At 45.2% G+C, this 18,796-nt stretch carries 20 protein-coding genes; 7 read left to right on the forward strand and 13 right to left on the reverse strand.

What is annotated here, in order from left to right; translation table 11 throughout:
- Positions 1-17: 17 nt before the first annotated feature.
- From KIK04_RS05690 to KIK04_RS05710, 5 genes are all read right to left on the reverse strand, one after another.
- On the reverse strand, positions 18-557 hold the full coding sequence (locus KIK04_RS05690; protein ID WP_232278608.1) for a flavodoxin family protein: 540 nt from the start codon (positions 555-557) through the stop codon (positions 18-20).
- A gap of 100 nt (positions 558-657) precedes the next feature.
- Positions 658-2,571: an ATP-binding cassette domain-containing protein gene (locus KIK04_RS05695; protein ID WP_232277336.1), complete on the reverse strand. Its 1,914-nt coding sequence runs from the start codon at positions 2,569-2,571 to the stop codon at positions 658-660.
- A gap of 69 nt (positions 2,572-2,640) precedes the next feature.
- Positions 2,641-2,829, reverse strand: a complete 189-nt coding sequence (locus KIK04_RS05700) for a hypothetical protein (RefSeq protein ID WP_232277337.1) — start codon at positions 2,827-2,829, stop codon at positions 2,641-2,643.
- A gap of 230 nt (positions 2,830-3,059) precedes the next feature.
- Positions 3,060-3,776, reverse strand: a complete 717-nt coding sequence (locus KIK04_RS05705) for an NAD(P)H-binding protein (RefSeq protein ID WP_232277338.1) — start codon at positions 3,774-3,776, stop codon at positions 3,060-3,062.
- An 87-nt stretch (positions 3,777-3,863) separates the two neighbouring features.
- Entirely contained in the window at positions 3,864-4,163 is a 300-nt protein-coding gene (locus KIK04_RS05710; RefSeq protein WP_332330000.1) for a YuiB family protein, read from the reverse strand.
- A 232-nt stretch (positions 4,164-4,395) separates the two neighbouring features.
- On the opposite strand from KIK04_RS05710, the gene hemQ reads away from it, so the two are divergent.
- Positions 4,396-5,148 (forward strand): hydrogen peroxide-dependent heme synthase, encoded by a 753-nt coding sequence (hemQ, locus tag KIK04_RS05715; protein WP_232277340.1) that lies wholly within the window; start codon positions 4,396-4,398, stop codon positions 5,146-5,148.
- Positions 5,149-5,287: 139 nt separating this feature from the next.
- Here hemQ and KIK04_RS05720 read toward each other — a convergent pair whose 3' ends face one another.
- Together KIK04_RS05720 and KIK04_RS05725 are read right to left on the reverse strand one after the other, a co-directional pair.
- Positions 5,288-5,542: a hypothetical protein gene (locus tag KIK04_RS05720; protein ID WP_232277341.1), complete on the reverse strand. Its 255-nt coding sequence runs from the start codon at positions 5,540-5,542 to the stop codon at positions 5,288-5,290.
- 5 nt (positions 5,543-5,547) lie between these two features.
- A complete protein-coding gene (locus tag KIK04_RS05725; RefSeq protein WP_232278609.1) occupies positions 5,548-6,744 on the reverse strand; it encodes an NAD(P)/FAD-dependent oxidoreductase in 1,197 nt (398 codons plus the stop codon).
- A gap of 545 nt (positions 6,745-7,289) precedes the next feature.
- Here KIK04_RS05725 and KIK04_RS05730 point away from each other — a divergent pair.
- On the forward strand, positions 7,290-8,297 hold the full coding sequence (locus KIK04_RS05730; RefSeq protein ID WP_269670998.1) for an NAD(P)/FAD-dependent oxidoreductase: 1,008 nt from the start codon (positions 7,290-7,292) through the stop codon (positions 8,295-8,297).
- A gap of 349 nt (positions 8,298-8,646) precedes the next feature.
- Here KIK04_RS05730 and sda read toward each other — a convergent pair whose 3' ends face one another.
- Positions 8,647-8,796, reverse strand: a complete 150-nt coding sequence (gene sda, locus KIK04_RS05735; protein ID WP_232277342.1) for a sporulation histidine kinase inhibitor Sda — start codon at positions 8,794-8,796, stop codon at positions 8,647-8,649.
- Positions 8,797-9,079: 283 nt separating this feature from the next.
- Positions 9,080-9,742, reverse strand: coding sequence for a YheC/YheD family protein (locus tag KIK04_RS05740; protein ID WP_232277343.1), 663 nt, complete (start codon positions 9,740-9,742; stop codon positions 9,080-9,082).
- Positions 9,743-10,428: 686 nt separating this feature from the next.
- Between KIK04_RS05740 and KIK04_RS05745 the strand changes: the two genes are divergently transcribed.
- Positions 10,429-10,980 carry a hypothetical protein gene (locus tag KIK04_RS05745; protein WP_232277344.1) on the forward strand — a complete coding sequence of 184 codons (552 nt, stop codon included), beginning with the start codon at positions 10,429-10,431 and terminating at the stop codon, positions 10,978-10,980.
- Between the two features lie 72 nt (positions 10,981-11,052).
- Here the strand turns inward: KIK04_RS05745 and KIK04_RS05750 are convergent, their stop codons facing one another.
- The 3 genes from KIK04_RS05750 to KIK04_RS05760 all read right to left on the reverse strand — a co-directional run bounded on the left by KIK04_RS05750 (position 11,053) and on the right by KIK04_RS05760 (position 14,206).
- Positions 11,053-11,847, reverse strand: a complete 795-nt coding sequence (locus tag KIK04_RS05750; RefSeq protein ID WP_232277345.1) for an SDR family NAD(P)-dependent oxidoreductase — start codon at positions 11,845-11,847, stop codon at positions 11,053-11,055.
- Between the two features lie 145 nt (positions 11,848-11,992).
- A complete protein-coding gene (locus KIK04_RS05755) occupies positions 11,993-13,009 on the reverse strand; it encodes an AraC family transcriptional regulator (RefSeq protein ID WP_232277346.1) in 1,017 nt (338 codons plus the stop codon).
- Positions 13,010-13,156: 147 nt separating this feature from the next.
- Positions 13,157-14,206, reverse strand: coding sequence for a M20/M25/M40 family metallo-hydrolase (locus KIK04_RS05760; RefSeq protein WP_232277347.1), 1,050 nt, complete (start codon positions 14,204-14,206; stop codon positions 13,157-13,159).
- Between the two features lie 319 nt (positions 14,207-14,525).
- On the opposite strand from KIK04_RS05760, the gene KIK04_RS05765 reads away from it, so the two are divergent.
- Positions 14,526-14,717 (forward strand): type II toxin-antitoxin system HicA family toxin, encoded by a 192-nt coding sequence (locus KIK04_RS05765; protein ID WP_232277348.1) that lies wholly within the window; start codon positions 14,526-14,528, stop codon positions 14,715-14,717.
- A gap of 84 nt (positions 14,718-14,801) precedes the next feature.
- Positions 14,802-15,233 (forward strand): type II toxin-antitoxin system HicB family antitoxin, encoded by a 432-nt coding sequence (locus KIK04_RS05770; RefSeq protein WP_232277349.1) that lies wholly within the window; start codon positions 14,802-14,804, stop codon positions 15,231-15,233.
- Positions 15,234-15,696: 463 nt separating this feature from the next.
- Here the strand turns inward: KIK04_RS05770 and KIK04_RS05775 are convergent, their stop codons facing one another.
- Positions 15,697-16,056, reverse strand: a complete 360-nt coding sequence (locus KIK04_RS05775) for a HesB/IscA family protein (RefSeq protein ID WP_232277350.1) — start codon at positions 16,054-16,056, stop codon at positions 15,697-15,699.
- A gap of 319 nt (positions 16,057-16,375) precedes the next feature.
- Here KIK04_RS05775 and mqnE point away from each other — a divergent pair, with 319 nt between their 5' ends.
- Positions 16,376-17,482, forward strand: coding sequence for an aminofutalosine synthase MqnE (mqnE, locus tag KIK04_RS05780; RefSeq protein WP_232277351.1), 1,107 nt, complete (start codon positions 16,376-16,378; stop codon positions 17,480-17,482).
- 236 nt (positions 17,483-17,718) lie between these two features.
- Positions 17,719-18,792, forward strand: a complete 1,074-nt coding sequence (locus KIK04_RS05785; RefSeq protein WP_232277352.1) for an NAD(P)/FAD-dependent oxidoreductase — start codon at positions 17,719-17,721, stop codon at positions 18,790-18,792.
- The last annotated feature ends 4 nt before the right edge of the window (positions 18,793-18,796 follow it).

Consider the following 18,796-nt stretch of genomic DNA (forward strand, 5'->3'; position numbering starts at 1 on the left):
TTTACTTGTATCTAGCACTACTTCTGTGCTTTCAATATCACATTCAACGCCCTTGCCTCAGCGAGTGTTTGCGTATCTTCTAATATATCGCCAGGCTTAGAGCCGCGGCCGATAATCCAACCTTCAAATTGCATGCCCATAAAGTCAAAAATGTGCCGGAATTGCTGTACCAGCGCTAAACCATTCATTTTCGCCTGTGGTCCGCCGACGATGACAACATAAGCTTTCTTGCCTTTCATTCGCTCTTTGAATTGCAAAGAATCGTCACGCAAACATTGCGACCAGCGATCGATGAACGTCTTCATATGCCCTGACATACCGTACCAATAAAGCGGCGTTGCAAATACAATCGCATCGTGCTCCATCATCTCGCGTACGAGTTGATTCATATCATCATCAATCGGGGAAAATCCGTTCGGATCATGACGTTGATCCACAATGGGTTCCAGTCGTTTGTCTCGCAACTGTACCGTTGTTGACTCGATTCCTTCTGTAACAATCGCGGTTAGCTGCTCCGTATTGCCACCATCGCGAGCGCTGCCTTGCACAATAAACATCATGATCGCCCCTATCCAACAATTTAGATATATGCCAGTCTTAAATGACAATGACTGGGCCAATCATTCAAGCTTAGCGTACAAACTCCGGCTTCGCAACTTACTTCAGTAGGTGGCGACGCAGTTGCAATAGCTCTGTATAGCGCTGCTCCAGCTTCGCCATATCGTCATCCTTGCGCGGGGCAGACAATTTCCCGAGCAGGGTGGACCATTCTAATTCGAGCTTCATTTGCTCATCGAAAGACAGTGAACCATGATCGCTATGTTCGTGTTCAGCGAGATCCACTGACGTTGTTTCTTGAGATCCAGCCCCCAATCCAAGGCGGTTGCGCAATTGTTCTGCCGTCAGCCAAACGATACGCCCCTCCGAGAACATCAACGCATGAGTAGCAACTTGCTCCATAAATACCCGGTCGTGCGAAGCGAACAACAGTGTTCCCGGATATTCGGTCAACACCTGCTCCAAGTCCTCGCGAGCGTCAATATCCAAGTAATTGGTGGGCTCATCCAGCAGCAGCACATTTGCTTCGCTCATAAACAGCTTTACAAGCTGCGCCTTTACTTTCTCACCTCCGCTTAATTGCCATACGGGCTTAAGCGCATCTTCCCGACGCAATCGAAGTCTGGCCAGCGCGGTGCGTACTTTCGTCTGGTCATAAGCGCTCCACTTCATTACGTTTTCTAATACAGAATCGTAAGGGTTAAGCGCATATAACTTCTGGTCAAAATAAGCCATACGTGCGCTTGGTGAAAAGCGAATGCTGCCTTCGACACAAAGTGCATGCTCCGCTGCAGCAGCGTCGAGTTGCTCAGAAATCGTGCGCTCCTTGCTATTTGGGATACTATTTGCCATGCTATTTGCGATGCTATTGAAGGAATTCTGCATGTATTCTGCATGTTGATCGAACTGCCCATTGTGTCCATTCGATAATGGCTGTTCAGCGCCAAATGCTTGCCACAATGCGCGCAGCAGCGTCGTCTTACCGGAGCCGTTCGGTCCGATCAGCGCCACACGCATGCCTGGGCGAATCCGGAAGGCCGCATCCTGCGCCAGTACGCGATTAGACGAGCTTAGGCGAAGCTCTAGCTCCTTCACCTCGATTGCACTTTTGCTGCGCAGCGGATGATGACAAGCCGCATCGAATAGTGAAGGGGCAAGCTCAAACGGACGCTCGACAACGTCTAGCTGTTCTAAACGTTTTTCCATCGCTTTGACCGTTTTCTCTACTTTACCTTTCTTCTTATTGAAAAAAGGTCTTGCAAAGGCTATCGATTTGCTGTTTTGGCCTTTTTGCTTCGCCGTACTGCCTACACGACGTGCGTGTACCTTTTTGTCTTCTATAGCTTCACGCAAGCGAGCACGTTCCGCTATATAACCGTCATACGCGCGCTGCTGTTCCAGCCGCATGCGCGCTTTTTCCCGTTGGAAATGCTCATAATTTCCATTGTAGAACGCAAGCTTATGATTTTCTAACTCCCACATCCGCGTACATAAACGATTCAACAGCGTTCTATCGTGGGAAATAAGCACAACAGCCCCTTTTTTCAAGAAAGCAGCCAGACGCTGTTCCAGCTCTTCCAAGCCTTCGACATCAAGATGGCTCGTCGGCTCATCCAACAGCAACAGTTCAACACCCTCATTTAAAGCCGCCTCCAAGCGCAGCTTTGTACGCTCTCCGCCGCTTAAATGAGCTTCGTCTGACCGTTCTTCACGCACATCATCAAGCTGCGGCACGAAAGACGCTAACGCGTTCATTGTCACATTCCCTTGATCAGGTTCACGTAGACCTGCCAACATTCGCATCAATGTCGTTTTTCCAACCCCATTTGCACCGATAAGACCGATGCACTCACCGGCGTAAACGCGAAGCATATGAGGCAACTTGAACAAAAAGCGCCCGCTTACATAAGCTTCAAGATCGCTCGATTCTAGCAGCAGCCGACCTGTAGGCTCACGGAATGACTTCCGATCAAGGCGATCGTTGTCGTTGTTCATTTCATTGTTTCCGTACACAAAAAAACCTCCCTGGTTGCCCAGAGAGGATATCGTATCAGCTATGTAACATTCATTCATACGGACATCTCACGTTAGCCAAACAACACTATCTCGTCTGCACGTGAGGTGAGATACATCCATCACGGGTACACAAACAATAGCGGCTAATATGAAAATGGGGGTGACAACCCTAAAGCGAATAGACGACAGCCTAGCCGGATTCCACGATTCTGAATCCATCTGCTGCTCTTGCTCATGCCCTCGCTGTTGTTGCACCTCATATACGATGAAGAAATGAATGGCTGATGTACCGCCTAAAAAAGGCAGACTATCCCCTCTGAACTGTCATTTTGATAAATTATTTAGCTCAAAATGTCTTGTAACAGATAGGATTAGTTCCACATTAGACGTTGTACCTTACCCTTTCATTCGTATCGTATACCCTTTAACGTTTCCATTGTAAAGGATTTCAATCCACCCCGTCAATGGGTCGATCTCGGTTATAGCTATGTCAATGCCGCCCACTCCTCAATCTTGTCGGAGGGAACTACATGTACGACACGCGCCTCCTGCCTCGTAGCAGCAACAATGCCTTGAGCTACCGTCAGACCCGTAATCGCACGGTAGCGTTTGAGCCGGCCACGGGCCATAATCGGGTCCAGCGCCCGCATGACGATTGCCCCTGCCATTTCGCCTAGGCGCCGCTCGCTGCGATCGCCGAGCAGCAACGACGGGCGGAACAAATAGAGGGCGCTAAACGGCAGTTCCTGCAACGCGTCCTCCAGCTCGCCCTTCGTGCGACTGTAGAAAATGCGTGACTTGGCATCTGCCCCCAGCGCGGTCACGACGAACATGCGTGCCGCCCCTGCTCGCAACGCTGCACGCGCAGCTGCCAGCGGATACTCATAGTCAACGCGCCGAAACATTTCGCGCGACTTCGCGACTCTAATCGACGTGCCTAGGCAACAGAACAGATCATCTACGTCGGCCATCATTGGCTCCGCTTCATGCAGACGGTTAAAGTTAACGACGCGCCATTCCAGCTTCGGGTGTTCAAACCACGCTGCCTCTCCCTGCTCAGGCAGCTTCCGGACGAGCGCCACAACACGAGCATACGATTGCTCCGCAGCTAATAGCTTTACTAACTCGCGACCAATAAGTCCGGTCGCTCCTATCACAACAGCTGTCCGTTCCGAATGTTTTATTTCTCGTTCTAATTTCATCCGCTAATGTCCTTCCTTGTGCTGACCACTTCCAACGATTATAACGTAAGACCTAAGTAGAAAAAGACGCGAAGCATCCTTCACGCCTTAATACATTTTGTATCCACTTTTGCGTAGTGCTTCAATCGTCATACCGCTTACAATAGCGCCAGCAAAACCTGCCACAGCCGTTAAGAAGCCGTATGGCCCGTATGCTGCAATGTTCTCGCCCCAAGATAAGCTCTCATCCCAAATGAGGTAAAACGTAGCCGGGAATACGATAATAACGAAAAAACCGACTGGAAACCACGTCGTCTTCATTAACATGTTCAAAATAAATCCGATACCGAACATCATCACGAAGAAAAGTACCATTAAGATGATAATCATCACCCAGCCTAAACCCATGCTCATCCTCCTCTACACATTTCTCATTATGTATAATTGATTCACAGACATATTTTTCATATTGATCCGCTAGTTTAAGTGTACTGATCCACCTGTCAAAAATCAACGAACATTCGGTGACATTTGTCATGCGCCCGTTGCTCCTGCACACTTGTATAGGCTACAATGGCATTATGCAACAAAAATATCCATGGATTGCAAGCCAATCCTTATGATAACGGAGGAGTAAAGCATGAGCGAAGCAGCAATGACGTTAGACGGTTGGTATGCCCTGCATGAATTCCGTTCTATTAACTGGACACTTTGGAAAAAGGCAGATGACGAAGAGCGTGCACACGCTTTGGACGAGCTGCATGAGCTGTGGCAGAAATGGACGGATACAGAGGAAAGCAAGCAAGGTAGCACTGCGGTGTACAGCATCGTAGGCCAAAAAGCGGATTTCGTGCTGTTCCATTTGCGCGAAACGATGGAAGAGTTGAACGAGTTGGAGAACGAGTTTAACAAAACATCTTTCGCTCAATTTACGATCCCTTCTTATTCTTATGTAAGCGTCGTAGAATTAAGCAACTACATGGCTAAGCCTGGTTCAACTGAAGATCCAATGGAAAACCCTGAAGTCATTGCTCGTTTGAAGCCAACATTGCCGAAGACGAGACATATTTGCTTCTATCCGATGAACAAGAAGCGCGAACTGGCTGACAACTGGTACATGTTGTCGATGGACGAGCGTCGCGCAATGATGCGCAGCCACGGTATGATTGGCCGCGGTTACGCTGGCAAAGTAAAGCAAATCATTACCGGCTCCGTCGGTCTCGACGACTGGGAGTGGGGCGTTACGTTGTTCAGCGACGATATGCTGCAATTCAAGAAATTAATCTACGAAATGCGCTTTGATGAAGTAAGCGCTCGTTTTGGCGAATTCGGCTCTTTCTTCGTCGGCAACTTGCTTACGCCTGACAAAATGAATGATATGATGAAGCTGTAACGAATAGCACATCCTTACCTGCCGGAACATCTTATGGTTCCGGCTTTTTCATGCCCATTTCCACGTACAGCTTGGATGATTGTACATACAAAAAAACCGCCAACAGCACGAGTTCAATCGTGCGATTGGCGGTTCTATGTTACGCTAATTCTTCGTCATCGTCTTGTTCCAGACGAGCCAAATACTCAGCCGTCATCCGGTCGCGATCGCGGCCTTTTTCCTTCAGTCGCTCAATAGCCGGCTGAATGAGGATATCGACCTCTTTTTGCACCGTATATGCAAGATCATACTGTTGTTGCGATTCCAAAAATGTCCCGACTTCCATCAGGGCGTTGTATCGCTCTAGCTCATCACGAGTCAACAAACCACGCACTTGTACGCTGCAATGTCGCATATGGCTTAGAAGAACTTCCCTTTTTTGAATGCCAAGGAGAAGCCGCCGATGATGAACAACCAACGGATATCAATAACTTTTTTAAGTTGAGCTGCCCAGAAGCCTGTCAACTTCGTCTTGCCTACTACGCCGATTGCTTGGCCTTTACCCAAAGAAGCAACTGTACCTTTGTTCTCGTAAGTGAACTTCTTCAATGGTTGATTGCGGATGGAAGCAACAATGTTGCTTGCAACTACTGGACCTTGCTGCATCGCCATTTGCGCTGTTGGCGGGTATGGACGATCGATCTCTGGGTTGATTACCAAAGAGTTGTCACCCACGATAAAGATATTGTCATGACCTGGAGCGCGCAAGTGCTCGTCAACTTTAACGCGACCACGCATAGCTTCGATACCCGCTTTCTCGATCATGCTGTTACCGCGTACGCCACCTGTCCAGACAACAGTTGCTGCTTTAATTTCTTCATCAGTCGCAAGCAATACGCCTTCTGGTGTGCACTCTTTAATTGCTGTTGCAAGCTTGAACGTAACGCCTTTCTTTTTCAAGACGTTCATCGCGTATTCAACAAGCGCAGGATCGAAACCTGGAAGTGCTGTAGGAGCCGCTTCAATGTTGTAAATGTTAACGAGGGAAGGATCCACGTCGAATTGCTTACACAATTGTGGAATGCGATCAGACAACTCACCTACGAACTCGATACCTGTAAAGCCAGCACCACCAACAACAAAGTTCAGACGGTCTGCACGAGTCTCATCTTGCTTATACAAAGCAAATTGGTGCTCGATGTGCTCACAGATTACGCGCACAGAGTTAATGCTGCGAATGAAGAATGCATTTTCAGTCATACCTGGGATACCGAATGTCTCGACTTCACCACCAACGCCGATAACCAAGTAGTCGTAAGACAATGTTCCGTCTTCCAAGATAACTTTCTTGTCTTCAATCCGAATTTCTTGCACAGTCGATTTAACCGTGTCGATTTTGAACTCATCGACAAGTTTGGAAATCGATACGCGAGCATTGTCAATCGCATCCGTACCAGCAGCTGGCATATGCAAGTGTGTCGTGAAGTAGTGGTAATCATGCTTGCTTACCAACGTCACGTCCGCTTCGTTGTAGTTCAATTCTTTTTGTAAACGCTGTGCTGCCATAATACCGCCATAACCTGCACCGAGAATGACAATTTTAGGTATGTTGCTCATCATTTCTACTCCTTCCAAGATCGAAAAACGTATTGTTTTTATCATGCCACATTAAGCCTTAAATATCGTTAAAAACGATTGCGCATTAGGTGAAAATTTAAATTGTGAAAAACTACACAAAAATACGCATGTTGATGCTATTACTGAAACGAATCCAATCGTTGTACCTTAATAATAACGTACTGAAAATCCAAAGATCAGCATGGGCCATACGAAGAAACAACAACTCGGTTCGTCCAATACCAATTAAAGTGTCGCAAAATTGTAAACAATTCAAATGAAATCATACTAAGTTTCGCTCCAAATTACAAGCATATTTTCTTGATAGGCATTTGTGAAAGCGCTTTAATTATCTTTTTTGGAGGGTGAAATTTAACCGCGATAGTTTTGGGAATATTTTTCGAGCACTTATTGTCGACGAACTTGAAAGATTTAGAAATTCAGAGTTTCATTCTGTGCAAAGGAAGTTTATAATGGGGATGCGAATACACGCAGATTGACCAACATCGTTGGTCTGACATCGTTACTTTGGAGGTGCTCTTACCTTGACTACACAAGCAGATACACAGCAGGATGTTGTTGATATTTTAATTATCGGAGGCGGCCCAGCAGGTATGTTCGCTGCATTTTATGGTGGCATGAGGCATGCTTCCGTTCGAATTATTGACAGCATGCCGCAACTTGGCGGACAATTAGCCGCGCTTTACCCGGAAAAATATATTTATGACGTGGCTGGGTTTCCTAAAGTCACGGCACAAGAGCTTGTTGACCGCTTAAAGGAGCAGATGGAGTTCTTTAATCCAGATGTTCGTTTGGAAGAGAAGGTCATTAATGTGAAAAAGCTGGATGAGCGCTCGTTCGAGGTCAAAACGAACAAGGCTGTGCATAAAGCTAAAGCGGTTATCATTACGGCTGGCATCGGCGCATTTGAGCCACGCCGCCTTGATCTGCCAGGAGCAGAGCAATACGAAGGTTCGAACTTGTATTACTTTATTAGTGATTTGCAGCGCTTTAAAGGCCAGAAGGTGTTAATTAGCGGCGGCGGCGACTCTGCTGTAGACTGGGCACTTATGCTTGAGCCGATTGCGGAGCAAGTAACGCTTATTCACCGTCGCGACAAGTTCCGTGCGCATGAGCACAGTGTAGAAACGCTGATGAATTCGAAGGTGCAAGTTGTAACACCTACTGAAATCACCCACCTACACGGTGACGGAAACCGTATTAACCGTGTTACGATTGCGGATGTGAAATCGAAAGAGGCAAGAGACATCGATGTTGACGCAGTAATTGTGAACTTCGGCTTTGTATCTTCGCTTGGCCCGATCGAAGAATGGGGCTTGCAAATTGATGGCGGATCGATCATTGTCGATTCACGCATGGAGACGAACGTCCCAGGTATATTTGCAGCTGGCGACATTACGACATATCCAGGCAAGCTGAAGTTGATTGCCGTCGGATTTGGTGAAGCACCCACCGCGATTAACAACGCGAAAGTATATATTGATCCATCTGCCAAGCTGTCCCCTGGACATAGCAGCAGCATGAAACGCTAATCAGTCGTTGTCATAGACAACGAAAGAAAGGGTATCCTACTCCTAATCTGTTTTTGTTGGAGGAGGATACCCTTGTTCCATGTTTGTCCACTTTGCAACGGCATCATCAACCCGGAACTACTCTGCCCGAATTGTGCGAACCCAGCCGTCGACAGCGGCAAACTCGAAGATTATATTGGACCTTACGCTCCATACCAACCGGACGAACTTTCCGTACAAATGTGGGGTACACAAAATAATAGTTCTGTCGATCTCGTATGCTTACATATCATGTACTGCGAGCACTGCCATGCTTCAGCGTACATTAACGGGTTGGTTTGGGAGTAAAGCCGCTTTATTTCCGGTTCTTTTATCTGCTTACCGGCATCTGGAAGAGGGTTGGTAGTAGGCGGCGTTTCTTCATTTCCGCGAGCAACAACACGATAAATTCTTCATCTAATCGTAATTTGACGGCTTGCTCATATGAGTCCATAAGCATATCGTCGGAAAGTAAAGCCATCCTAATCACAACCTTTCCTAAATGTAATTAAGCGATCTTCATCATAGCACTCGGCAAAAAGCGGAACAAGCGTTCCTTTATCCACAGGTTGATGTGGAAAAATTGTGTATAGATTGTTAATAACTGTCGAAATACGGCTTCTACCAATGGGGATGATGTGGATATGATTATTCACATCTTTTTTTGTCGATTTTTAATAAAAAGATTTAATTATATTTGCAGATTTTGAAAAAACATTTTATAGTAGCCTCATATGTTTCGTTATCATCCTATATGGCCTCTGTTATTGCGGTCGCGTATTTACTTCAAATATCCAGATTTGCCCCATTTCATCAAGGCCATAATCAAATCCAAGTTTATCGAGTTCCGGAAAATTCATTTCAAATATAGACGCGCAAATGTTAGTCAGATCACGCATCTCATTTTTTTTCGGTTGCACAAATCGTTCCGACAACGACTGACCAATCCCTTGCGCCGCCGTCATCATCGTCCCACCTTTGCATAAATTCGTAATAAACAATCCTTTTCGTGCCAGCCTACCGACCATAGAACGAAACTCCCATACACCGTTCGTTCTAACCACTTTTACCCGATAATCGATTGGTCGCCCTTCAATGGTCGCGAGCCGAATACCACGTTGGATTAAATAAGCTCGCTTCTTTTTCACGGTGGATAAAGACCGAACCATGGCATCAAATCCAGCAAACGAGCTTTTTTTGTCCATATTCGTATAGCTGTATGTGTGACCTTCCTTCGTTATCTTAATTACACCTGCTCCGCCACCACCCACTACAGGCTTGATGACCACGAATCCAAACTGATTCAACATATGAAACAAATTAGACGTATTATAAAAACGTGTTGCTGGGATGTAACCCGCTACGCGTGAATCTGACAAGAGCACCTCGGTTTTGATCCATTTGCTAGCCAACTGTCTCATTTCCATGCGTACATCCCCCTCCTTCTTACTTATACATACTCATGGGAAGGCAGTCGTTCCTGTATCTTTGTCCAAGGCACTTGCCTTATTTTAAATAGAATCGAGGATTGAAACGAAATGGACACAGATTCGTGCTTGTCATTTCCAACTTTCGGATGGTATCGTATAAAGTGACTTAATCGTAATTGCACGTGTTCATTTATTATGATATTTGTACATAAGGTGGGAGGCCGTCATGGATCAAGCCGGATTTTTTGAAGTGTTATATTGGATCGCTATCGTTTCCATGTCTATCGCATTAGTCGTTGTAAACGTCGCTATTCTAGTCGTTAGCTTTCGCTTTTGGAAACAAAAACATCGTGCCCTCAGCGTATTTAGCTGTGTGTTTTCCCTTTTCTGTTTCTACTTGATTGGCATAATGGTAAACAAAACGTTTTTATAGTTTAGATAGCCTACATCTTTATATCTAATTAAAATGGCCTTGATACGTTAGGTATGAACTTAACGCAGCGAGGCTTTTTTATTTGCTTCGAACTCGATTTTTCTGAAAATATTCATAGTATGACAAAATTTTCACCGATTTTTCATTAGATTGTTATGGTTTCTTTACCTATCTGTTACAATTAACGATTTATTTATTGTTAATATGAACACATAAACAACAAGCGGTATACATCAGGAGGATAACAATTATGCGTAACAACAAAAGTAAGTGGATGATTCTATTTGGAGCAGTCATGTCTATCGCATTACTAGCAGGCTGTGGGGATAAAGAGGCAGCAACAGCAAAGCCTGAAGTAAAAACAGAAACGAACAACACGACTAACAATAATAAACAAGAGACTCAAACGCCAAATGCTAACGTGTTCACGAGCAAAGAAGGACAATTCACACTTGCTATGCCAGAGAAATGGGCTAATACAGTGAAAATGGAAGAGCGTAAAGATATGCAGGAACTTCCAGGTGTCGATTTGATTGTAGAATTCAATTTTACACCAGACGGTAAAAAAGACTCCGAATCTTTGTTCACTATTCATAAAATGTCGAAGAAAAACTTCGAAGCGATGAGCAAAGAAGAAGGTCCTGGACTCGGCGAGAAAATCGCAGAGAACGATGAATTTGTATGGGTGGGCACAACGCCGCAATCTAACCCATTTGAACCAGAATCCAAAGAGGGCAAACAATTCAATAGCCTTATGATGGAGTTCGATTACTTCAAAACGAACCTTAAAATTGTAAAATAATCAATTCAGACGATCATAGATGGGGCACTCCAACACTTGTAAACCGTGTATGGAGAGCCCTTTTTCTGTTTTTTAAAAAATAGCCGGCACCATTCCCCCATCCATCCGGATTGGCGAACCTCTAAATGCTGATGCATAAGGACTGCACATAAATGTAGCTAGTCTCCCGATTTCAATCGGCTTGATAAATCGCTGTATTTCAGATTGAGGCAAGTTCGTTGTCACAAATTCTTTTTCTATTTCTAAAAAAGGCCTATCATCATTAGGGTACATCCCCTCAATGATTTGATACACATTTTCAGAGAGTGTTGGTCCTGGCATAATCGTGTTAACGGTAACTTCTGTTCCTATTGTTAATTTAGATAAGCTTCTTGACAATGATAAGAGCATTGACTTTGTCATACCGTACTGGGGCATTAGTCCTGAAGGCATAATTGCCTCTTCACTTGCAATAAAGATCATGCGGCCAAAATTATTTTCCAGCATTTTAGGTAAATAAAATCTACATAATCCATTAGCAGCAAGAACATTAGTACGGAAGTACTTTTCCCATACTTCATCGTCAATGTCCTCATATTGCATAACTTCATAAATACCCATATTGTTAACTAAAATATCTATATGGGGGTATTTAAGAAATAAAGCCTCTCTTTGTTGAATATCGACGATATCGCATGTAGCATTTTGAGGAGAAGTAGTCGGGAAATCTGACTTCATTTCATTTACTGTCCGTTCTACCTCATCATAATTTCGCCCATTAATGAGTACATTTACACCTTCTTTGGCAAGTTCAATAGCAATTGCTTTACCTATACCTTTAGTTGATCCTGTAACTAAAGCGGTTTTGCTGTTTAATCCCATATCCATACAACCATTTCTCCTTTAAAAAGTGCTTGTACTGTTTGTAGTTAAAATTTCGCACTTCGAATAGTGATTATATTACTTGGTCTGGATCTTACAGTAACTAGCCTATTGCGCCAAATTTCTTGCTTCACACGCCAAACGATAAAACTTAGTTCGAGTTTGAACCTAGATGTTCATTGCGCCAAGCTGAAGGAGTAACACCTTCCCAGAGGCGGAACGCGCGGTAGAATGAGTTTTGGTCTTCATATCCAATTAAGAAAGCTATCTCTTTAATATCGAGGGAAGGATCTCTCAAGTACTCACGTGCCTGCTCATGTTTAGCTCGTGTCAACAGCTGTTTGAAGCTCGTATTTTTGTCAGTAAGCCGGCGCTGTAAGGTTCGATCACTCATACCCAGTTCCTTGGCGACAGCCTGAATGTTAGGATTTCCTCCTGTAAGACTACGCTTTATGATCCATTTGACCATTTCGGTAAATGAGTGGCTGTGCTGGTGTTCATTCAACGATCTGTCCAACACGGGAGTAAGGATCTCTAACAGCTCTTCGTTATACGACGTAAAGGGGAGGTCCAAATCGCTTCGATGTAGCGTCAGCCGGTTACATGTTGCACCAACCCGGATACAGCAGCCAAAGTAATTTTCAAGAGCTTGTACGTCTCCCATTGCGTGCGAAAATTCGACGAGCTCCGCTGTCAAAGGCTGACCTGTGCCCCGACGTCCAAGCTCCAGAAGAAATGCCAGCGTGATACCAACCAGCATCGGCGGACCGGGTTGCTCTGTATTTAGCCATTCCAGTTTGATTGTACAGTACTCCCCCTCCTCGGTTATACGCAAGCTTTCAGGGGGACACAGTTGTTTGTACCGAACCATTCGGTTTAGAGCATCGCGATAGTCACGAGAGTGGTAAGTCGCTAAGACGGTCGGAGGATACTTCGCTGTGTCAAATGCGGTCGCAAGCTTGATGATTCCTTCGGCAGTGTCACCAATGAGATCGGAATAGGCCTGCCAGATCGCAAAATATTGAGCGGTAGTGACTACTGTTTCCGTAATAATGGTGAGTGGCAGTTGTGCTCTGCGAGCTACATCGTGGGCTGCAATCCCTAGTTGACGTAAACCTGCCCAAAATCCTGGCTCAACTTTAATACGCTTTGAGGGTTGAGACTTCATATGCAAGGTACTCCTTTAGCTGTATATGTATCCATTTATCCAGAACATAAAGAAATAGGCCGTCCGCGGCAAGGTAACGGCCTATCTTGGTAATACCTTTAGTTTTAAGCCACCCCTTTGAAGCGGCTACTTCAATTGCACGTTTCTTTACTTTTTATTTTCTTCTTTTTCTTCATTGTTTTCTACTGGCGGTAGGCCAAACAGTTCCTCTAAACTTATAAACTTGTAATCTACTGGTGTAAAAAATGTATGGACCTGCTTAAAAGATGGCGTCGCAGGATCTGTAATTTTGTACACGGAAGCACCCACTACAGTCGCCGCTTCACGTAATTTCGCGTTGCTTATTTTGTCGATCGTATCTGTTGGTGCATGATACGCCAAATCTAACGGCATATGCGAGAACACGGCAGCAGGAATACCTTTTGCTGCAAATGCCGCGTGGTCACTCGCACTAATTTGGGAAGTTGAAAATTTGTTTGCATATTTCTGCCCGAATGTTGCTCCCAAATCAGTCACTATATTTTTCTTGCCATCCACCGTAAGGGCAGCCATTTGTTTGGCAGCCTTATTACCTACCATATCGATATGAAACTGGCCAACAATTCGTTTGATTTCGTCTTGGCTTAACGTGTTCACATAATGTTTAGCGCCATATAGTCCAAACTCTTCCGCTCCAACAGAAACGAACCGGATCTCTGTATCCCGTTTTTGGTCCGCAAATAAACGAGCTAGCTCCAAAATAACTGCTACGCCTGAAGCATCGTCAATCGCACCCGGTGAACCCTTTACAGAATCGTGATGCGCACCAATAATGACAATCTCATTTGTCTTTTTGCTTGTGTTAGGCTTCAGCGTTGCGATGACATTGTGGGATTTCCCTTTCTTCTTGTCCCAATCTTTAAACTCGAACTGCTGAATTTTCGTTTCATAGCCAAGTTTTTTAAATCGATTATGAATATATTGAACGGCTTTATATTCTCCATCTGTCCCAGCCACACGCGGTGCTTTTGACAAATGCTTGATATCGTTGTACATCTTATTCGCATTCATGTTATCCCAAATCGTCTTGACCTGCTTCGGCTTCTCCTGCTGCTTCGGTGCAGGTGCCGCGAATGCGACTGCACTGCTGAATAGCAAGCTTGTGCCGAGCAAGGCAGATACGAACATTTTCACTTTGTTAAGCGGTGATTTTCTCAAGACTAACACTCCTCTAGTAAATGTTTTCTCTAGTAAATATAGTGCTTGAGAAGTCGAGTTGCCATCGAAATTTATTACCTTGCATGACAAAATTGAAAGTTAGGACCGCACATAAATAAAACCTCTCTAACGGTGCAAACGGTGCAATTTGTGGGGTCATTCCCTTGTGACTCGGGTCAATTCACTCTCATAATATAGGGTAACTGAAGGGGTGAAACGACAGTATCGAAGGTTTTTTAGTATCAAGGAAAATAATCCCTATATAATATTGACACGTGTTTTTATACGTACTATAATCAATTTACGAGGAGGTGCAGTAATGGCGAGCAAGCCTTCGAGGGATGTCATTAAGCTAATACAAGAAGACGGCTGGTTTTTGGTACATATTGAAGGTAGTCATCATCAATTTAAACATCCGACCAAAAAAGGAAAAGTCACCATCCCTCACCCTAAGAAAGACTTACCTCGAAAAACATTTGAAAGTATACTGAAACAGGCGGGGCTTAAATAGTCCCTAGCCTGTGGAAGTTTTATATAGCTAAAAGCCAAAGAAAGTATTTTATACAGCTTTGGCACATACAAGGTGGTGGAAAATGTGAAAGATCGTTATATATATCCCGCAATCTTTGACTACGCAGACGATGGTATCTCCGTTGAGTTTCCCGATTTACCGGGAGCATTAACATGTGGAGATACCGAAGAGGAAGCGTTCAATATGGCGAAGGAATGCCTGGCGCTACACCTTTACGGATTGGAAGAGGACGGCGACGACATTCCAGCATCGTCGAGAACGGTTGACATTATCCTTGAATCTAACCAGTCCGCCGCTTTAATTGAAGTGTGGATGCCTCCGTTTCGCGACTATATGGCGGAGAAAGCGACAAAAAAGACGTTAACTATTCCGAAATGGCTTAATGACGCTGCCGAGGAAGCAAACGTTAATTTCTCTCGGATTCTTCAAGACGGATTAAAAGAATATTTAGGCGTTACAGATCGCAAATCATACGAAAAAGGCCCCGTTGAATAACACGGGGTTTTATTTCGTATACGTGAACGCCATATCCACTGCAAAAGGTCAGATACCGCGAAAAGTTTTTCGCTAACCACTTCAAGAAGCATCCGTAATCTTTTGCGTAATCCTTTAGCGTTCTCTTGCACAGCCCTTCCGAATCATTTAACACTCACGGCCAGCTCAAGAGCCTGCTCTAACGTGATTTCCGGGTAAGTAATTTCTTCAATAGAAATCCATCTCTTTCGTTTTTTCAAAGTCAAAATAAAAACCTCCCGCACGGTAATTAACGAATCTACCGTTCGAGAGGTCGTGATTAACAATCCTAAAACACCGAAATAAGGGTTGTTATTAAACATTTTCGGGGTTGTTAACGCTCATTATTGCGGTGTAATCCGCAACCCTCGTCATTTATCGCACATAGCTAACGCGTAGGCAAGCGATCAGACCACCGATTTGAAAAAGCGCTCAACCACGCGAATTAATCGTCGCACTTCTCCGCTTTGCCTTCAGCAATCGCTGTACGGAAAGATGATCCGCAGCCACACGAAGCGACGGCGTTCGGGTTGTCGATCGTGAACCCACCAGACATGCCCGACTCTTTATAGTCAATGACGAGTCCGCTAAGGTGAGGTACACTTTCCTTATCAATAACGACTTTCATGCCGCTAACTTCTAAGTTTACGTCCTCTGCTGTTTCCTCGTCGTCAAAGCCCATGCCGTAAGAGAAACCGCTGCATCCGCCCGGACGAACACCAATTCGTAAGAATAAGCCCTCGTTTTCCTCTTGGGCGATCATATCTTGTATTTTTTCAATCGCTAATTCACTAATTGTAATCATTATAAATCCCTCCTCATATTTCTAAGTATAACCATCCCGATTTCATCCTACAAGGGATTATGTGCAATGGGAAAACTCCCCTTGTATGGTTGTGGAATGTATTGCCCCGTTCGTAAGGCAAGGGTATAATAGATGTGAACATTTTTAGTCGCGGTGACAAACTAATGTCTTTATATGTGATTCGTTTCACTGCATCTCCGACGGAACGTCTCCGCCGCGGAGTTTTTATTTTGTCTAGGGACGAACAACCTTACTAACACACATTTTCATGATTATGATTCATGTTCAACATGCTGCTCATAACAAAGGAGGCAATCCAATGACGATGCTCATGACCCGTCATGCTGATCCTCGTATGGCCGAGATTGCAGACAAAGTAGAACGCGGCGAACGTCTAACGTTAGAAGACGGCGTTTATTTGTACAAAACAGATGACCTTTTGACCTTGGGTCAATTGGCGAATCTCGCGAACATGCGTAAGAACGGTAAAAAAGTTTATTTTATTGAAAATATGTCGCTCTACTTCACAAATGTGTGTGAAGCACACTGCGCATTTTGCAGCTTCCGCCGTGATGAAGGACAAGAAGGTTCCTACACGTTAACAGGTCAGCAAATGATTGACTATGTAGAGCCACATATTCACCCAGGTGTACGCGAATTCCATATTGTAGGCGGTCACAATACAAATGTGCCTTTCCAATATTATGTTGATTCGTTGCGTATTTTACACGAAAAGTACCCTGACGTTACGCTTAAAGCATATACGGCAGCCGAAATTGACTTCTTCACACGGATTAGTGGGCTTAGCATCGAAGAGGTGCTGCGCACGCTGATGGACGCAGGCTTGAAGTCACTCACAGGCGGCGGCGCGGAAATTTTGTCCGATGAATATCGGAAAAAGATGCGCGTTGAAAAAGCAGGCGTAGAGCGTTATCTCGAAGTGCACCGTACCGCGCACAGGCTCGGGATGAAGACGCATACGACGATGCTATACGGCTCCATTGAGTCGCATGAGGATCGCGTGCGCCACTTAATTAGTGTGCGTGAGCTGCAAGACGAGACGAACGGCTTCCTCGTCTTTATTCCGCTGTCGATGCAGCCAAAAAGCCCGACAGCTGGTATTAAGCGTCGCAACCCTGCTTATGAGGACTTGAAGACGATTGCGATTAGCCGCTTGATGCTCGATAACATTCAGCATATTAAAGCGTATTTCATTAACATTGGTACCCAATTGACACAAGTGGCGCTCACATTTGGCGCGTCTGATGTGCACGGTACAATCGTTAAAGAACGCATTAGCCATGCCGCGGGCGCTCTAACGCCAGAGGGCTTGACGCGCGATGAGTTAATCTGGCTCGTTAAAGGTGCTGGTCGCACTCCAATCGAGCGCGATACGTTCTATAACGAGATCAAAGTTTACGATTAGAATGAATTAACGATGATTTACATGTAAGAATGAAGACAGAACTAAAGCAGCATGATTTACCCTGTTTATGTAAGATGACGACTTCCAACCAAGAGCCATATAGACAGAGAAAACAGTATATCAACCACAGCATCATGTAACAATCTGATAGGTGTGGAGAGCCATCAACGCTAGCGCCGCCTTTCGCGGCAACATCTTGTGCATCATCATTATTCCGCATCTTAGGGGGAAGTTAGATGAAACGACACGTCATCTTAGGTGGCGGCTACGGCGGTTTGGCCATTATACATCGCTTGCTGGAAGAAGAATTGCCTTCCGACGTTCAACTTATTCTTGTAGATCGTATGCCTTATTCAGGTTTAAAGACCGAATATTACGCACTGGCCGCTGGAACAGTGTCTGATGTAGACGTGCGGGTCAGCTTTCCGAACGACCCGCGTCTACATATTCATTATGGGACGATTGCAAGCATTGACTTGGAAGCGAAGCTCGTTCACTTTGACAATGACGACCCGCTTCCTTATGACAGCTTAGTTATCGGTCTCGGCTGTACAGACCGTTTTCACGGCATCCCAGGTGCTGATGTATATGGAAACAGTATTCAAACGTTGTCTAGTACACGCCAGACATTCCAGCTGCTTAACGACTTGAAGCCTTACGGTCAAGTCACAATCGTTGGCGGTGGGCTCAGCGGCGTGGAAATTGCTGCTGAACTACGGGAGAGCCGTTCGGATTTGAACATCCGCCTTATGGACCGCGGAGAACGCGTGCTGTCTCCGTTTCCAGCAAAGGTGTCACGCCAAGTGGCGGATTGGTTCCAAGAACACCAAATCGAGTTGCGTTCACATATCAATGTGAGCCGCTTAGAACAAGGTGTTATCTATAACCGTCAACAAAGCGGCGAGGAAGAAATGGTATCGGACGTAACGGTGTGGACGGCAGGCATCCAGCCTGTGGCAGTCGTACAGGCTCTTCAGGTGCCTAAAGATCCGTCAGGTCGCGTGCTACTCAACGAATATCATCAAATACCAGACTATCCTAACGTGTATGTTGTGGGTGACTGCGCTAGCTTGCCGTTCGCGCCAAGTGCGCAGGCAGCGGGAGCTCAAGGCGAACAGATCGCCGATGTGATGCGTGCTTTGTGGAAAGGTGAAACTCCTAACCTTGGCCGTATCAAGCTAAAAGGTATACTCGGTTCCCTTGGCAAAAAGTCGGGCTTCGGCATGGTAGGAACTCGTGCCATGTTCGGCTATATTCCGCGTGTCATTAAGAGCGGCGTGCTTTGGATGTCCAAACGACATAAAGGTTAATGCA

The organism is Paenibacillus sp. 481 (assembly GCF_021223605.1).
Taxonomy (GTDB): Bacteria; Bacillota; Bacilli; order Paenibacillales; family Paenibacillaceae; genus Paenibacillus_B.

Bases quoted from the DNA above. Each gene is read 5' to 3' on its own strand.
- hemQ (WP_232277340.1), top strand. From the start codon at position 4,396: ATGAGCGAAGCAGCAATGACGTTAGACGGTTGGTATGCCCTGCATGAA.
- mqnE (WP_232277351.1), top strand. From the start codon at position 16,376: ATGACGATGCTCATGACCCGTCATGCTGATCCTCGTATGGCCGAGATT.
- KIK04_RS05710 (WP_332330000.1), bottom strand. From the start codon at position 4,163: ATGGGTTTAGGCTGGGTGATGATTATCATCTTAATGGTACTTTTCTTC.
- KIK04_RS05725 (WP_232278609.1), bottom strand. From the start codon at position 6,744: ATGAGCAACATACCTAAAATTGTCATTCTCGGTGCAGGTTATGGCGGT.
- KIK04_RS05755 (WP_232277346.1), bottom strand. From the start codon at position 13,009: ATGAAGTCTCAACCCTCAAAGCGTATTAAAGTTGAGCCAGGATTTTGG.
- KIK04_RS05740 (WP_232277343.1), bottom strand. From the start codon at position 9,742: ATGGAAATGAGACAGTTGGCTAGCAAATGGATCAAAACCGAGGTGCTC.
- KIK04_RS05705 (WP_232277338.1), bottom strand. From the start codon at position 3,776: ATGAAATTAGAACGAGAAATAAAACATTCGGAACGGACAGCTGTTGTG.
- KIK04_RS05745 (WP_232277344.1), top strand. From the start codon at position 10,429: ATGCGTAACAACAAAAGTAAGTGGATGATTCTATTTGGAGCAGTCATG.
- sda (WP_232277342.1), bottom strand. From the start codon at position 8,796: ATGGCTTTACTTTCCGACGATATGCTTATGGACTCATATGAGCAAGCC.
- KIK04_RS05765 (WP_232277348.1), top strand. From the start codon at position 14,526: ATGGCGAGCAAGCCTTCGAGGGATGTCATTAAGCTAATACAAGAAGAC.
- KIK04_RS05720 (WP_232277341.1), bottom strand. From the start codon at position 5,542: ATGCGACATTGCAGCGTACAAGTGCGTGGTTTGTTGACTCGTGATGAG.
- KIK04_RS05775 (WP_232277350.1), bottom strand. From the start codon at position 16,056: ATGATTACAATTAGTGAATTAGCGATTGAAAAAATACAAGATATGATC.
- KIK04_RS05690 (WP_232278608.1), bottom strand. From the start codon at position 557: ATGTTTATTGTGCAAGGCAGCGCTCGCGATGGTGGCAATACGGAGCAG.
- KIK04_RS05750 (WP_232277345.1), bottom strand. From the start codon at position 11,847: ATGGATATGGGATTAAACAGCAAAACCGCTTTAGTTACAGGATCAACT.
- KIK04_RS05785 (WP_232277352.1), top strand. From the start codon at position 17,719: ATGAAACGACACGTCATCTTAGGTGGCGGCTACGGCGGTTTGGCCATT.